Annotated in this window: 10 protein-coding genes and 1 pseudogene; 7 read left to right on the top strand and 4 right to left on the bottom strand. The window is 47.1% G+C overall.

The window, feature by feature from the left end:
- Nucleotides 1-39: 39 nt before the first annotated feature.
- Nucleotides 40-1305: a dicarboxylate/amino acid:cation symporter gene (locus LKE33_10205; protein MCH3951290.1), complete on the bottom strand. Its 1266-nt coding sequence runs from the start codon at nucleotides 1303-1305 to the stop codon at nucleotides 40-42.
- 608 nt (nucleotides 1306-1913) lie between these two features.
- On the opposite strand from LKE33_10205, the gene LKE33_10200 reads away from it, so the two are divergent.
- Nucleotides 1914-3287 (top strand): pyruvate carboxylase subunit B, encoded by a 1374-nt coding sequence (locus tag LKE33_10200; GenBank protein MCH3951289.1) that lies wholly within the window; start codon nucleotides 1914-1916, stop codon nucleotides 3285-3287.
- Nucleotides 3288-4232: 945 nt separating this feature from the next.
- Here LKE33_10200 and hisD read toward each other — a convergent pair.
- Nucleotides 4233-5501, bottom strand: a complete 1269-nt coding sequence (gene hisD, locus LKE33_10195) for a histidinol dehydrogenase (protein ID MCH3951288.1) — start codon at nucleotides 5499-5501, stop codon at nucleotides 4233-4235.
- A gap of 219 nt (nucleotides 5502-5720) precedes the next feature.
- On the opposite strand from hisD, the gene LKE33_10190 reads away from it, so the two are divergent.
- Nucleotides 5721-6950: a MerR family transcriptional regulator gene (locus LKE33_10190; protein MCH3951287.1), complete on the top strand. Its 1230-nt coding sequence runs from the start codon at nucleotides 5721-5723 to the stop codon at nucleotides 6948-6950.
- A 423-nt stretch (nucleotides 6951-7373) separates the two neighbouring features.
- Entirely contained in the window at nucleotides 7374-8621 is a 1248-nt protein-coding gene (locus LKE33_10185) for an IS110 family transposase (protein MCH3951286.1), read from the top strand.
- A 368-nt stretch (nucleotides 8622-8989) separates the two neighbouring features.
- Here LKE33_10185 and LKE33_10180 read toward each other — a convergent pair whose 3' ends face one another.
- Complete coding sequence (locus LKE33_10180; GenBank protein MCH3951285.1) at nucleotides 8990-11071, bottom strand: penicillin-binding protein 1A; 2082 nt, start codon at nucleotides 11069-11071, stop codon at nucleotides 8990-8992.
- Between the two features lie 137 nt (nucleotides 11072-11208).
- Between LKE33_10180 and LKE33_10175 the strand changes: the two genes are divergently transcribed.
- The 4 genes and pseudogenes from LKE33_10175 to LKE33_10160 all read left to right on the top strand — a co-directional run bounded on the left by LKE33_10175 (nucleotide 11209) and on the right by LKE33_10160 (nucleotide 14469).
- A complete protein-coding gene (locus LKE33_10175; GenBank protein ID MCH3951284.1) occupies nucleotides 11209-11424 on the top strand; it encodes a hypothetical protein in 216 nt (71 codons plus the stop codon).
- Between the two features lie 568 nt (nucleotides 11425-11992).
- A complete protein-coding gene (greA, locus tag LKE33_10170) occupies nucleotides 11993-12511 on the top strand; it encodes a transcription elongation factor GreA (protein MCH3951283.1) in 519 nt (172 codons plus the stop codon).
- Nucleotides 12512-12516: 5 nt separating this feature from the next.
- Nucleotides 12517-14004 (top strand): annotated as a pseudogene (lysS, locus tag LKE33_10165) (lysine--tRNA ligase).
- A complete protein-coding gene (locus tag LKE33_10160) occupies nucleotides 13999-14469 on the top strand; it encodes a methionine--tRNA ligase subunit beta (protein ID MCH3951282.1) in 471 nt (156 codons plus the stop codon). The pseudogene lysS and the gene LKE33_10160 overlap by 6 nt, the downstream one beginning before the upstream one ends.
- 757 nt (nucleotides 14470-15226) lie before the next feature.
- Here LKE33_10160 and LKE33_10155 read toward each other — a convergent pair.
- Nucleotides 15227-16528, bottom strand: a complete 1302-nt coding sequence (locus LKE33_10155) for a dicarboxylate/amino acid:cation symporter (protein MCH3951281.1) — start codon at nucleotides 16526-16528, stop codon at nucleotides 15227-15229.
- Nucleotides 16529-16705 lie beyond the last annotated feature (177 nt).

The following is a 16705-nucleotide window of genomic DNA, read 5'->3' as shown; positions in this document are numbered from 1 at the left end:
GCCGCCGCAGGCCATCAGCTGACGAAGTCAGCCACAGCGTCACAGCGCCGCGTCAGGGGCGCTATTCACTGCCTGATTCTTTTTATACCAATCCTTCCCATAGAAAATGCGTGAAATCATCATAGAAACAACTGTGTCGCCGCAGGAATTCAGCAGCGTGCAGCCTGGGTCAAACAGTTCAATAACCATCAGCAAAATCGGGAACGCCGGTTCCGGCAGGTGGAAGACAGACATGATCATCGTTTCGCCGGCCGCACCGCCGCCCGGGATGGACGAGGTAGCTACAGAAGAAGTAACACCGACGAAAATAGCCAGCAGGTATTCCATGCCGACGAGAGGACGTCCAAAAATAGTCGTTGCAAGGACTTCTGCGTAGACCATTGCAATGCAGGCACCATCCATGTGGCAGGTAGCGCCCATAGCAATGACGACGGAGGAGATTTCTTTCGGGACACCTAATTTATCGCAGGCTTCAAGCTGCAGCGGAATGGTAGCGGCAGAAGAACGCGTACCCAGAGCCGTCAGGGCAGGTGCCAGGATGACTTTAAAGAAATTCTTCACGCCCCACGTGCCGGCGGCAAGATAGGCGTAGAAACCGAGGAACACAAAGAAATAGAAGAAAACGACGGCATAGAAAACAATCATGGCGCTGCCGTACGTTTTCAAAAGAGCAATGCCATACGTACCGGTCAGATCGGCAAAGTAGGCGCCCAGGCCAATCGGAGCCGCCTTCATAAGGATATTGACCATCTTATAGCAGACCAGTGTCATGGAATTGAGCCAATCTATCACCGGTTTAGCCTTGTCACCGATCATGGAGACGCAGAGTCCGAAGAAAATCGTGAGGATAATCAACGGCAGTACGTGCATCCGGGAAATGAGCTGAGGAAAATCGCCCACGGTAAGTGTATTGACAATCTGGTCACCGATGGGGAGAACTTTGCCCATTTGCGCGGGCTTGGATGCCGTAAAGCTCGTCGGTACTCCGGTAAAACGCGTGACAAGGAGAATAAGAAGGGCAGAAAGCGTCGCCGTGATAATAAAGATAATCAACGTATAACCAATCATCTTACCTACTTTGCCCGTATCTTTCATGTTGGCGATAGACCCGGCAATGGAGAAGAAAATAAGCGGCACAATCAGGCAGAACAACAAATTCAGGAAAATCTGACCGATTGGTTTGAGAACAGCAGCCTTATCACCGAGGACAAGGCCCAAAATAGCACCCAAAATGCAGAATATAATCAGAATAATCGGCCCCTTGTAGTTTTGCAGGGTGGAATTTTTTTGAGCAGTTGCAGTCATAATAGTGACCCCTTTGTGAATGTTTGTACCGTTTCATTTTATATATGATTGCAGGAACAGTTCATGCCGGATTGGCTGAACCATAAAAAGAATTCAGAAACGGTAATGATGATTCGTAATGTATTAATGTAAAAATTAATTAACCTGATGATTTCATAATAATCGCTTCCTTTAGAAAAATACGTTCCTATTGTAACACGCGAAAAGGTGATTTAAGCAAAAAAGATACTCAATATTCAAGAAATTAAAATTATTTATAAAACCGGTTAATAAAATTAATATTCGGCCAAATATGCAGAATAATAGGTGAATTAGTGTGTACTATTTAATCGGGTCTTTTGACGGCTGACAGTCCAGCTTTTTGGTCTTCATTTGTCGCAAAGCACATAAAACAGAAGCTTTTCGGCTTCTTAAGACTGTGACAGGCCCTTATTTCTTTAGCTATTTCTATGGATATAAGATAAATAAAGTCTTAAGTGAACTATTAGGAATCTTATATTCCCTTATCCATAAAGGGTATGATATAATATCCATATCGTTAAGAATGAAGTAGAGTAAGTTGAAATAATGGAAAGTAGTTAGGGTTGAAATCTTGGAGGAGGTAAAAGATGAGTAATCCAGTTAAGATTGTAGAAACGGTTCTCCGCGATGGACATCAGTCCCTCTGCGCGACGAGAATGCGTATCACCGATATGCTTCCTGTATTGGAACAGTTAGATGAATGCGGCTTCTATGCATTGGAAGCCTGGGGCGGTGCTACGTTTGATACGTGCCTTCGTTTTCTGAACGAAGACCCGTGGGAACGTCTCCGCACGATTCGTAAACATGTAAAGAAGACCAAGCTGCAGATGCTGCTGCGCGGCCAGAACATTCTAGGTTATAACCACTATGCCGACGATGTAGTTACTGAATTTGTAAAACGCAGTGTTGCTAACGGTATTGATATCATTCGTATCTTCGATGCTTTCAACGATGTCCGCAACATTGAATGCGCTATGAAAGCCACGAAAGCAGCCGGTGCACATGCGCAGGGCACACTGGTGTATACAATCAGCCCGTACCACAAAGATTCCGATTTCGTGCATCTGGCACACCAGCTGGAAGATATGGGTGCTGATTCCATCTGTATCAAAGATATGTCCGGACTGCTGGCTCCGTACGCTGCCTATAACCTCGTCAGCGCACTGAAGAAAGAAATTCATATTCCTATCAACGTACACTCTCACTGCACGAGCGGTATGGGTGCCATGACCATTCTGAAATCTATCGAAGCCGGTGTTGATATTGTAGATACGGCTATTTCTCCTTTTGCAGAAAGCACGAGCCATCCCTGCACTGAATCCATCGTTTATACCCTGAAGGGTACTGACAGAGATCCGCAGATCGACCTGAAAAAACTGGGGCCGATTGCCGACCACTTCAAGAAAGTTCGCGCCGACCTTGTCAAGACGTTCAACCTTCCGGACAACATCGGCATCAACCCGAAAGTCCTGAGCTTCCAGATTCCTGGCGGCATGCTCTCCAACATGCTGAAGCAGCTGACCGATATGGGTATGGCTGATAAGTACGACGAAGTACTGAAGGAAGTACCGAGAGTTCGTGCAGACCTCGGTTATCCTCCGCTGGTAACGCCTTCTTCCCAGATTGTAGGTACCATGGCTTCCATGAACGTTATGCTGGGTCAGCGTTACAAGATGATTCCTAAAGAAGTACAGGATATCGTAATGGGCAAGTACGGCAAGACTCCGGGCCCGATCAGCGAAGACCTGAAGAAACTTGTTCGTAGACAGATCGTACTGAAGACCGGTAAGACCGTCATTGCTCCGATTACCCACAGACCGGCTGATGATATTCCGCCGCAAATGGATAAGATGAGAGCTGAACTGGCTGCCAAAGGTTATCCTAACGCCAGCGAAGAAGACGTCCTGTCTTACGCATCCTTCCCTGAAGTTGCATTAGCATTCTTCAAGAAAAACAGATAAACAATAGTAAAAAGAGCTTTGAAGCAACTTGCTTCAAAGCTCTTTTTACTATCTTTTTTAATATTATCGCTGACCGTAGGCCGCACGCGGAAAAAAATAAGAAATAGATGTACTAGCCCTCTTGTTTTCCTAATTAAGCCAAACCGTAAGGTTTGGAATACCTCTGCCACCTCCGTCCGTAGGAAGGAGGGTGGACCGCTTTGCGGTGGAGGAAAGTAAGTTAAGGGGGAACCGCTTGCGGTGGGTGTTCAGTCGGATAACAGGAATTGGTCCGATAGAAGCGCTGTAAAATTTAAACTAAACCTCCAATTAGGTGGGACCTCCTTTCAAGCCGCTCTGCGGCTTGAAAGGAGGAGAACCGCAGTCAGCACTGACGGTAGGAAGCGCTGACGAGTGAGGGGGAGGATAGTTTTTTCTTCTACCCCGCTTTGTGGGGATGACCCTCTCTGCTGAAGGCTTATTTCTTACTGCCGCTGCAATCTTCCTCAAAAATCCGCATGAATTGTCCACACTTCGGGGTACATTTTAGCAAAAAAATACCCGCACGAGTGTACTAACCACTCGCCACTAGCTGCTAACCACTCCTATCCGGCCGAAGGCCGCAGAACCGCTTTGCGGTGGAGGGATAGCTTCTCTTAACCAACTAAAAACAAGATATACACCCCATCCAGAAACGTATACCCCAATCTCACACCTCTTTTTTTATTTTTCACAGAAGATTTGCTGCAAGACAGTCGCAGATACGCGAAATGCGGGCGTGGGGCCCAGAAGATGTACACAAATAGTACCTCGATGGGTCACACGCCCGCATGACAAAGTAGATGTGACTGGATTCTGCAAATCGCTCTGTGAAATTCCTTATAAAAAGCTCTGCCTCTCGATGCGTGCGAGGCCAGCCAAGCACCAGAGAGAGGCAGGTGCCTTTAACAAAATACTACATCCAACTTATTTCAAAATCTCCATTCTTATCTCAGCAGCCCTGGCGTGCCCAGTAAGCCCCTCCCCGTGAGCCATCCGGGACACAAGCGGAGCAATCTGCTTCATGGCACTCCGGTTGTAGCGCTGGAAAGAGCAAACCTTCAGGAATGTACCTACCCAGACACCGCCGGTATAACGGGCAGCCTTGACAGTCGGCAGCGTGTGGTTCGGACCGGACGCATAGTCTCCAAAAACTTCGCCCGTTTCCTGACCGATAAAGAGGGAACCAAAGTTCACAAATTCCGGCAGGACACTTTCATCCTTGAGGATGACTTCCAGGTGCTCCGGAGCGATATCATTGGCAATAGCAACGGCTTCTTCAATGTTATCGGCGAGAATGACTTCACCGTAAGTATTCCAGGACTGTGCGGCAATCTTAGCTGTATCCAGGGTCTTCAGCTGTTTATCTACGGCTGCAATGACGTCAAGGCCGGTCTTTCTGTCCGTAGTCACAACGATACCTTTTGCCAGAACGTCGTGTTCAGACTGGGCCAGCATATCGGCTGCCAGCACTTCAGGGTTGGCACTGTCATCGCAGACGGCTACCACTTCCGTCGGACCGGCAAAGAAATCAATGCCGACCTGACCGTAGCACTGCCGCTTAGCTTCGGCGACATACTGGTTCCCCGGACCGACAATGACATCGACCGGTTTGATCTGCTGGGTACCATAGGTAAAGGCAGCAATGCCCTGGGCACCGCCGACAACGTAGATTTCGTCGGCACCGGCAATATCCATGGCAACGAGTGTCTTATAGTTGATAGAAGTCGTACCCTTGACGGCAGGGGAGCAGGCAGCAACCCGTTTGACACCGGCCACCTTAGCCGGAATCACGAGCATCAGGGCCGTTGAAAAGAGCGGATAGGAACCGCCCGGTACATAGCAGAGGCAGGAAGATACAGGAATGACGCGGTGACCTAATACGGCACCCGGGATGTTGGAAAAATCGTCAAGCCCTTTGAGGCAGCCGCGCTGCGCTTCTGCAAAAGCTTTAATGTTAGCGGCAGCCTGCTTCAGATCGGCAATTTCTTCCGGTTTCATCTTGGCATAGGCTGCTTCAATTTCTTCGCGGGAAACGCGGAAATTCGTACGGGTATTGCCATCGAATTTCGTATTGTAGGCCAGAAGGGCCTCATCACCTTTTTCACGGACATTTTTAATGATATCTGCGACAGACTGGCGGCGGGCATCAATCTCTTCGGCAGGACGAACTTTTGCTTTCTTTAAATATTCCATTGGATAAGACCTCCATTTGTTTTCATGCCTATATTATAAAGACTGTACTGCAGGCAGCGTCAAGAGAGAAAACCTGTTAAATTTTTAAAAATCTATACCATGGTATAGATTTTTAAGCTATAATAGAACTCACAGCGGGATTGAACAAAAACCGCACCTATTTTTTGTGGGAATTAAAGCTGCGAGGGATATAGTGAATGCCAATAAAGGAGCGCTGTCATGAAAATCGGTCAGGTTGTACGGGAATTCGGGATTCCCGTAAATAGCTTATACTTTTATATCAATAACGGACTTCTCGTTCCGCCAAAGAAAAATAATCAGTACATATTTGATGAGCGTACCATCGCGGATATTCAGTGGATACTGGAATTAAAGGAACTTGATTTTCCGCTCAAAACCATTCACCGTCTGCTTTCATTGAGACGTATCTCTAATCTTTGCACCGAAGCAGATATCAATGAACTGAAAAGTATCTACCGGGAGCAGGCGGAAACCCTGAAAGCAAAAGAAGCTAAACTCTCCCGGGCCCGTCGAATTCTTCAGGATAAACTGGCCGCACTGGAACAGCGGGAATTTTCACGGGCGGATTCCGGTGTGCCCCTTGTGATGCTGCCCCTCTTATGCTGTCCGCACTGTGGGGGCGAGCTGATGCTGGATCATGTTTCCATGAGCCAGAAATACGTCTTTCATGCCGATTTATCCTGTGCCTGCGGCTATGAAGCCGCTATTCGTAATGGCATCCTGGAAACGAAAAATAAGAACACATCGCTCTATGATAAACCGGATACGACTCAGGAGCTCTATCGGGATTTGCCGTCGAAGACATTGAGCCTCTTTGAACAGTCATACCACTGGATGGAAGAGAGAATTACAAGTGACGGCGGCTCGGAGCATGTGTGGCTTGAATCCTACGTCACAGCCTGGTTTTTCCTTCACAACCATTTACACCTGCTTCATAAAAACGACAGCCTGATTGTCGTAGATAAATTTCCGGAGACACTTCAGGCCTACAAAAAAGTGATCGAAGAACAGGGCGTACCGTGCCCAATTTTGTACATTGCTGACGCCAGCATGCAGCCTCCTGTGAAAAAGCACTGCATTGACCGCAGCATGGACTTTTTTGCATCAAACGAGCATAGCTTCTATCACGATAATTTCTATCTGGACCAGATGCACTCGTATTTGCGTTCGGACTGCCGGCTTTATGGCGTATATTTCTTCTTCCATAAGGCACCAAAATCAATGCACAAGTACCTTTCCATGTATCCGGGTGCTTCCGAGCATAATTTTAATATACACTGGTTTGAAGAGGCACTTGAACGACATTACAAGGTCGTGGAAATGGCTGACTGTGGATATTCCCTGGACTCCGGAGATAATTTGGGATTAGGATTTCATGTTCCTGGTGAAGAACTTCACTTGGAGGCGTATGAGGCGAAATTAAAGTAGTAATGCGCCTGGCGGCGCAAAAGTGGTTAGTGGCAAGTGGATAGTACAATCGTGCGAGTATTTTTCTTAGCTGATTCTTGATAAAAATTACAGTGGGCATTAAGAAATAAGCCTTCGGCAGAAAGGGACATCACCCACCGCTTTTCGGAAGGCCCGATAATATCGGGCCTTCCTGCGGTTCTCCTTGTATCATATGAATAAGGACTTTACCTCCTTTTGGGGATAAAGTGCTACACTGTAAAAGATGCTGTGGATTGGTTAATGTCCTCCTACCGATAAACGGTTTTATGGAGATTCCGACCACAGCTCTTTGCAGCGATGTTAATAAGTTAGATACCGCCAGACGGTTTATATAGAACAAGGATACATGGCAAAGAGTTTGTGGACTCAGCATCATATCTTTATCTTTGAGGAGGTCTTTTTATGATCTACGTTGGAATTGATGTATCTAAGAGCAAACACGACTGCTGCATCCTTGATTCTGAGCATAAGGACGACTACGAGGAATTCACGATCCCCAATACCCGGAATGGTTATGACCACCTGCTAAAGCGAATTTTTTCCTACAATCAATCGGTAAAAAATATAAAAGCAGGGCTGGAGGCCACCGGAGAGTATAGTGTGAACATCACCAGATTCCTGTTGAACAATGGCCTAGCAACCTGCGTTCTCAATCCTCTGCTGACGGATCAATACAGAAAGAGTCATAGCCTTCGCAAAACTAAAACCGATCGCATTGACGCACACTTCATTGCTTGCATACTTATGTCCGATTTAGACCTCAAGCCCTACGTACCCCAAGAATACCACAATAAAGTCTTGAAGTCACTAACCAGGACTCGCTTTGGATGGGTTCATGAACGGTCTCTAAAAAAGCAAACCCTTACCCGTATAATTGATACTAGCTTTTCTGAACTTCCACAGTACATAAACCTGGATTCTGCTACCGCTCACGCTCTCCTTAAGGAGTATCCCACTCCCGAGAAAATGGCGAACGCAAATTTGAAACACATGAAAGAAATTATCTACAAAACATCCAAAGGCAGGTTAAGTATGGATCTGGCTGAGCAGATTCGTAACGCTGCAAGGCATTCCGTAGGTCTGGGCAAAAGCGATATATCTACTGAAATTAATGTAGTGGAAACAATACACGATATTGAGGTAAAAAACGAACAAATTCAAAAAGTTGAGTCCAGAATTAAAAAACTGTTAGAGGAACGTAAAGAACCGTTACTTACAATCCCTGGGATTAGTATTGCTACAGGGTCCGCAATTTTAGGAGAAATTGGGGATTTCTCCAGATTTTCCTCCCCCGACAAGATACTGGCCTATGCCGGATTTGCGCCCTCTAAGAACCAGTCAGGCCGGCGGAGTGGAATAGGACCAAGTGCCCATATGGAGAAAAGAGGATCACGATATCTACGTCATGCTCTCTTCAATGCGGCAAGATTCGTCTGCCAAAATGAACCAGCTTACAAAGAATATTTGGCAAAGAAATTAAGCGAAGGAAAACATTTCTATATAGCAATCTCTCACGTAGTTAAAAAGTTAGTACGTCTAATCTATGCACTTCAAACGAGAGGAATCCCATACAAAACACCTGCTCAATTAATGCTTCAAAGGCAGATAAATACTGGCTCCGATTCACAGGATTTTGCACTTGACATATGATAGTTAGTCTCCTTTCGAAGCCGCAGAGCGGCTTGAAAGGAGGTCCTAGAGGAATTCCAAACCTTACGGTTTGGCTTAACTAAGGCGACGTCGAAGAGGGTCGCGATGGGGGCTAGTGCCCTGACTGAAGGTTTTGCTTGGATTTAACAGCGTTTCTATCGAACCAATTCCTGTTATATTACTGAACACCCACCGCAAGCGGTCCTCCCTCTTATTTTTTTATCAAAAAACAAGAGGGCAGCTACAGCTAATTTACATAAGCTGCAAAATTGCCTTTGCAATTTTGCGTCCTAAGGCGGACGTCGGGCTGCGGAAAGCGACCAGCGTAAAAAAGAGACCGTGAAAAATTTCTTCACGGTCTCTTTTTATTATTGTTTCGGTGGCTTTACGGGTGGGGGAGCCACTTTAGCTCCGCCGCTCTTACTGCTGCTGTTGCTCTTTGATGTTTTTGAATTGCCTGTATTAGTCTTGGAGTCGGTTGTGGTCTTCTGATCTTTCTTTTTATCGTCTTTCTTCTTATCGGTGGTCTTCTTAGCAGGTGCTGGATCTTCAACCCGTTCAGGTTCTTTGAACCCGGCCGGCTTCTTGAAGTCCTCAGCAGGCAGGTCGGCTACTGCATCCGCCATGAACGTGCGCCATAAGGTAGCAGGTTCGCCGCCGCCTGTCATGCCGCCAAGGGATTCGTTGTTGTCATCACCAATCCAGACAGCGCAGGAAAGGTTCGGCGTAAATCCTACGAACCAGGCATCTACGTAATCGCTCGTCGTACCGGTCTTGCCGGCGCATGGACGACTGATGCGGGCGCCGCGGCCGGTGCCGCGCGTCATAACATCTTTCATCATGGAAATCAGCATGTAGACGCTGCTTTCTTTTGCGACCTGAACCGGATTTACCTTATGCTCGTAAATCGTCTTGCCGTTGCGGTCAACGATTTTAATGATTGGAGTAGGCTTGTTGTACTTGCCCATATTAGCAATGGCACCATAGGCACCGGCCATTTCGAGCGGCGTTACGCCGTAGGTCAGACCGCCGAGGGCCATGGACCCGTTGGCATCCGTCTGAGGTCCATCTTCCACCAGCGTCGTAATGCCCATCTTCTTGGCAAGTTTAATGACATTTTCAAAGCCATATTTCTCAGCGACCTTGATGGCTGAAACGTTGTAGGAATAGGTGAGAGCCGTACGGTAAGTCACCTTGCCGCGGAAACGACGGTCAAAGTTCTGAGGATTCCAACTGCCCGGAATCGGGGAGTCATCCACGATGGAATTCGGCGTTGCGCCATGTTCCATCGCATTCAGATAAACAAACGGCTTAAAGGAAGAACCAGGCTGACGTTCTGCCATAACGGCACGGTTGAATTGGTCAGTGCCGCGGCCGCCAATCATGGCCTTGATATAACCCGTTTTCGGATCGACCGCTACAATTGCGGACTGCGGCTGCTTCAGCTTATTGCTGTCCGTGTAATACGTCGGTGTCAGTGCAGCTGCCTTTTCAGCGGCTTTCTGCATATCCGGATCCAGGGAAGTGTAGACCTTGAGGCCTTGTTTGTAAACGGCGTCAGGACCAAATTTATCAATCAAAATCTGGATGCAATAATTGATGAAATAACTCTTGGAGCCGGGATTTGTCGTCAGGCTCTTGTAAGTAAGTTTCTCTTCATAGGCTTTTTTGTGCTGTTCTGCACTAATAAAGCCATATTTTTCCATCTGGTCGAGAACCGTACTTTGTCTTTCCTTCGCTGCCTTAGGATTGGACAGCGGGTTATAGTAGTTCGGGCTCTTCGGAATACCGGCAAGCATAGCGCATTCAGCCAGATCCAGATCTTCGACGTGCTTGCCAAAATATGTATTCGCTGCAGTTTCTACACCATAAGCGCCCTGACCAAAATAAATCTGGTTCATGTACATTTCGAAGATTTCTTTCTTCGTGTACTTCTGTTCAATCTGAAGGGCAATGAACGCTTCATGAATCTTACGGGTCAGTGTCCGTTCCTGAGTCAGGAAGTAGTTTTTGGCCAGCTGCTGGGTAATCGTACTGCCGCCCTGCACTTCGCCGTAACGGATATACGTGTAAATGGCACGCCCGATTCCCTTAAAGTCGATACCGCCGTGATTATAGAAGCGGATATCTTCGGCTGCAAGGAATGCGTTCTGCAGGTTTTTCGGAACCTTGTCGATGGAAACAGGAATTCTGTCTTCCTCTGAATCCACCGTCGTCATCAGGTCACCGTTCGCATCAAAGAATTGAGACGAAGCCATGGGAACCATATCTTTGGAGAGAATCTTGGCAGTTGTGAATTTTGCCAGGGCAAAGAAAGCTGCTATGGACAAAAAGCCAACCAGAATCAGGGCAAGCACGGCAGAAAGAATCATCCCGCCAAGCTTTTTCCGTTTTCCCGACCCGTTGGGGCCAAAAGGCTTCTTCCAGCTCTTATTTCCTTTTAAAGTCATCGTGTCAGCTCCTATTACTGAAATATAAAGTGACGCTGTGAGGCAAAATAACATATACTATGACGTATTATATCACAAATTGAAGTGTGAACAAACAAAATCCGCGGAAATGCAGGATAGAAGGGGCTGTCCGCCTCATGATTGCAGCTCATATAAAAGTTCCTTCATCCACCTGGTGCGTTTCCGGCGGCGTATGTCAACGCAGGGGTGCTCGTCACTTTAGCACATATCGTTTTCTCAGGCCAAAGCGTGCAGCTAAGGCTGAAAACAGTCATATTTTATCAGGTTGCGGGAAAAAAGCAACTATTTGCGGAGAAAAATATGTCATAGCTTCCTTCATTATTGTTCTTTAACACTACCTTATATTAATTTCTTTCCATAATATATATAATAAATTCCGCCTTCCGCCGACCGCTGTCCTCAGCCCTCTCTCGGAAGCAAAAATCGCAGCACCCGCCCTCAGTGCGACAACAGGAATTAGTCCGATAGAAACGCTGTAAAATTCAAACCAAACCTCCAATTAGGTAGGACCTCCTTTCAAGCCGCTCTGCGGCTTCGAAAGGAGGAACCGCAGTCAGCACTGACGGTAGGAAGCGCTGACGAGTGCGGGGGAGGATAGTTTTTTCTTCTACGCCGCTTTGTGGGTGATGCCCCTTTCTGCCGAAGGCTTATTTCTTTCTTAAAAATCCGCCAGGAAAAATACTCACACGGGTGTACTAACCATCAACCACTAACCCTTTCCGCAGCAGCGGCCAGATGCAATATGCTAAAAGCGCTTTTTATAAAAGCACTGCAGCTTTAATCGCCTTTATCCTCCCCTTGCAGTTGACAAGGGACGCCCTTTAATCCTATAATCTAAAAGATACGGACTTTACTATCAATTTTGAGCTCGTCTCAAGCCAATAAAAGGAGTCGTGAAACATGGCTGAAAAGGAAACTATCTTAACCGAGGAAGGTCTGAAGAAGTTAGAGGATGAACTCGACTATCTTCGTTCCGAGAAAAGACAGCAGGTTGCTGAACGTTTGAAAGTCGCTATTTCTTACGGTGATATCAGCGAAAACTCTGAGTATGACGATGCAAAGAATGAGCAGGCTTTCGTAGAAGGTCGTATTCTGACGCTCGAAAATATGATCCGTAATGCCAAAGTCATTAAGGATACGGATGCCAATAAGGACATTGTTTCTTTGGGCAACAAAGTAAAAATTCAGGATATGGAAACCGGCGACGAAGATGAATATGAAGTCGTAGGTACGACGGAAGCTGATCCGATGGCTGATATTCCTCGTATTTCCAATGAATCTCCTGTGGGAAAGGCAATTCTGGGGAAGAAAGTTGGCTCTGTCTGCGTAGTCAGAACTCCGTCTGGCGAACTGAATTACAAGATTGTAAGTATCAGTAAGGCATCTAGTGCCACCAAAAAGAAAGCAGCCAAGGAGTGACGGGGATGACGGAAGAGAATAAGAAGAACGCAGCAGGCGCAGAAAAAATTAACGAACAAATGGCTGTCCGTATGGACAAGATGCATAAGCTGGAAGAAATGGGTATCCTGCCTTTCGGCCATGCTTTTAAATGGACCCATCATAATAAGGAAGTCCACGACAACGTCGATACCATGGAAGCTGACGGTACGGTAGTACGTGTAGCCGGACGTGTCATGGCAATCCGTGGTCACGGGAAGACCGCATTCATGGATTTACTGGACAAAACCGGTAAGATTCAGCTCTATGTCCGCAAGGATGAACTGGGCGAAGAAAACTACAAAGTAATCAAACTGATGGACATCGGCGACATCATTGGCGTGGAAGGAACCGTTTTTAAGACCCATATGGGCGAACCGTCCATTCGTGTTCAGAAACTTGAATTCCTCTCCAAGGCCCTGAAGCCCCTGCCTGAAAAGTGGCATGGCCTGAAAGACAAAGAAATCCGTTATCGTCAGCGTTATGTTGACCTGATTGTCAATCCGGAAGTACGTGACGTATTCGTAAAACGTACCCAGATTATCAAGAGCATTCGCCAGATTCTGGACGATGAAGGTTTCCTGGAAGTGGAAACGCCGGTACTGAATACGATTTCCGGCGGTGCTACGGCTCGTCCTTTCGTAACGCATCACAATGCGCTGGACATTGATTTGTACCTCCGTATTGCTACGGAACTGAACCTGAAGCGCCTGATTGTCGGTGGTTTAGAAAGAGTCTATGAACTGGGCCGTGTCTTCCGCAATGAAGGCATGGATATCAAACATAACCCAGAATTCACATCCCTTGAACTGTACGAAGCCTATGGTGATATGAATTCTGTGATGGATATCACGGAAAAAATCGTATCTCAGACGGCACAAAAGGTACTGGGCACGATGAAGATTACTTACGAAGGACAGGAAATCGACTTGACGCCGCCCTGGCCTCGTATGAGCATGATTGAAGCCGTAAAGAAATATTCCGGTAAGGACTTTACGGGCGTCAAAGATGTAGAAACAGCTCGTAAGATGGCTGATGAAGCCGGTGTAGAATACAAGCCTACTTTTGGGTATGGCAAGATTCTGGAAGCTTTCTTTGATAAATTTGTCGAAGCAAACCTCGTACAGCCGATTTTCATCACGGGCCATCCGAAAGAAATTTCCCCGCTCGCAAAGAGCAGCCTTGCTGACCCGGATATTACGGATCGTTTTGAAGGCTTCATCTTCGGCCGCGAAATCTGCAATGGTTTTACCGAACTGAACGACCCGATTGACCAGCGTCAGCGTTTTGAAAAGCAGGTAGAAGAACGGAATGCCGGCGATGAAGAAGCAGGCATGATGGACGAAGACTTTATTAATGCTCTGATGCATGGTCTGCCTCCTACAGGCGGTCTGGGTATCGGCATCGACCGTCTCGTTATGTTCCTGACCAATACTTCTTCCATCAGAGACGTATTGCTGTTCCCGACGATGAAGCCGCTTGATGAACCGGCCGGCAATAAGAATGCCGCTCCGGCAGCCGCAGCTCCCGCCGCACAGACCGCTCCTGCTGTAGAAGAGAAAATCGACTTTACGGGCGTTACTGTAGAACCGCTCTTTAAAGAAGACGTGGACTTCGATACATTCAGCAAGTCTGATTTCCGCGCTGTCAAAGTCAAGGATTGCTTTGCTGTACCTAAATCCAAGAAACTTCTCCAGTTCACGCTGGATGACGGTACCGGTACGGATCGTACCATCCTGAGTGGTATCAAAGCGTACTATAATCCGGAAGACCTTATCGGCAAGACCCTCATCGCCATTACGAATCTGCCTCCGAAGGCAATGATGGGTGTGGAATCCAACGGTATGCTGCTGAGCGCTGTATATGAACAAAACGGCGAAAGAAAGCTCCGTCTCCTCATTGTGGATAACCACATTCCTGCCGGCGCAAAGTTACATTAATTAAAAAGAAGCTGTGAAAATGAGTAATCGTTTTCACAGCTTCTTTTTCGGGTTGACGCAGAAACAAAAATAGCTGCACCAGCCCTCAGCCCTCTTGTTTTCCTTCGGAAAATAAGAGGGCTGACCGCTTGCGGTGGGTATTTAGTCAGATAACAGGAATTGGTCCAATAGAAACGCTGTTAAATCCACACTAATACCCCATTCGAGGTAATAGAGACCCTCTTCGACGTCGCAGTGCGACATTGAAGAGGGGGAACCGCAGGAATGCCCGGTGTTACCGGGCATTCTGGAAAGCGGTGGGTGATGACCCTTAAATTTCTTTTAAACATTTGTATAAGTTAGTAGAAACCAAAATATAGTACATCTACAGTTTAGGTAAGCTGCTCTTTTTTATTCCATTCAGGCAATGCGAAGCATTGGCTACATGTAGTCTTCTTTCGCGACGCGCAGCGGCGTCGAAAAAAAAAAGGGCGGACCGCTTGCGTTGGATGCTGACCCTCTCAGCTGAAGGCTAATTTCTTACTGCCCGCTCTAACTTTTCTCAAGAATCCGTCAAGAAAAATACTCGCACGGGTGTACTAACAACTAGACATTAGCCCCTATCCACTCCTTTTATCTCTCACCATCCAAAAACGAGGCTGGGAAAATGATTTCCCAGCCTCGTTTTAATCTTGCAGGAGTAACAAAACTATCACACTTTGCCGCCTCTGGCGGCCACAGCGTTACAGCTTTCTTTTTGCACGAAGCGCCACAGCTTTTACTCTTCCGCCGCTTCCGGCGTAAACGGTAATTCTTTCTTCAAATCGGTAGCCGTCATCGTGCAGACGCAGGAATCGGACCAGACGTTTTCACACGTTTCAATCATATCAATAATGGTGTAGATCGGCAGAATAACACCCATGATACTGATGGAACCCCCGACGGAAGACATGAGAGACAGCGTAAGGAAATAGCAGCCCATTGGAACACCGGCATTGCCAATGGCAGCAAAGACGGCTACAAACAGCCAGGCAATCATGGAACCGAAGGTCAACTCAATCCCGCTGTTTTGCATGAGGAAAAGCGACGTAACAAGAATAAAAGCGGCACATCCATTCATGTTGATAGTCGTACAGATGGGGAGTACAAAGCGGGAAACCGCAGGGTTGATGCGCATGTTCTGTTCAGCCGATGCAAGCGTGACAGGAAGTGTAGCTGCCGAACTCTTGGTAAAGAGTGCCACGGCGAGAGCCGGAGACATGCGGCGGAATACCCTGAGCGGGTTGATGCCGCGGGCCAGCAGGAAAAGCGGCAGCACAATGAAGAACTGAATCAAGTTGCCGCCAATGATGACGAGTGTATACTTACCAAGAGCACCTACAATGACACCTGCTTCAATTTGGGCGGAAAGCTGGGCGGCAAAGGCAAGGATGCCGACCGGAAGCACCCAGAGAAGAGCACGAATCAGCGTGAATAAAACTTCCTGGGCGCCATAAATCCCTTTGAGCAGCGTGTCGCGGTTTTCCGAGGGCGGCATGAAAGCAAAGGCAAGACCTACAGCTGCTGCGATAAAAAGCACGGAAAGTACGTTGCCCGTGAGGAATGGCTGCAGGATATTATTGGGGATGACGGAAAGAAAATGGTCATAGTAACTCATCTTTCCGAGATTCTGCGGCACTTTGGAAGCACCGGCACCGATGATGTCAGCAGGCAGATTGCCCGGCGCGATATAAAGATACAGCGCAAGACCGATGGCAGCGGCGCAGATCGTTGTTAAAAGTGTATAAACAAGTGCATGGGCAAAAATCTTTTTGGTTTCCTGTTTGGCACCGAGTACGGAAAGCGTCGTAATGACAGCGAGTGCAATCGTCGGCACGGCTACAAACTGGAAAAGACGGGTAAATACCGTTGCGATAAAATTAAAAACTTGTTGGAGCGCGGGAATGTTCATCCATCCCAGGACGGCACCGAGAATGAGTGCACCGATCCAGAGCAGGAATTGTCGTCCCTGCCGCAGCGGATTGTTTTCCCGCATAATACTTTTTGCGGTCGCTTTTACATCATTGTTTTGGTTACTCATTTTTTTCTCCCCTTGTGTTGTTAGAGTATATTGCCCATGCTACCATAGTATTATGGCAAAGGCAAGGACAAAATTGTAGAAATAACAGATATTTCTTACGTACGTCAAATTGCCCACTTTATTGAATAAAATTACGGCTTTCCTTTGTGCCTTTCTCATTTTAGTGTGTTATAATCG

It is taken from the genome of Acidaminococcus sp., from assembly GCA_022482815.1.
Classification (GTDB): Bacteria; Bacillota; Negativicutes; order Acidaminococcales; family Acidaminococcaceae; genus Acidaminococcus.
The sequence above is the reverse complement of the archived record's forward strand: the minus strand, read 5'-3'. Positions and strand labels throughout refer to the sequence as shown.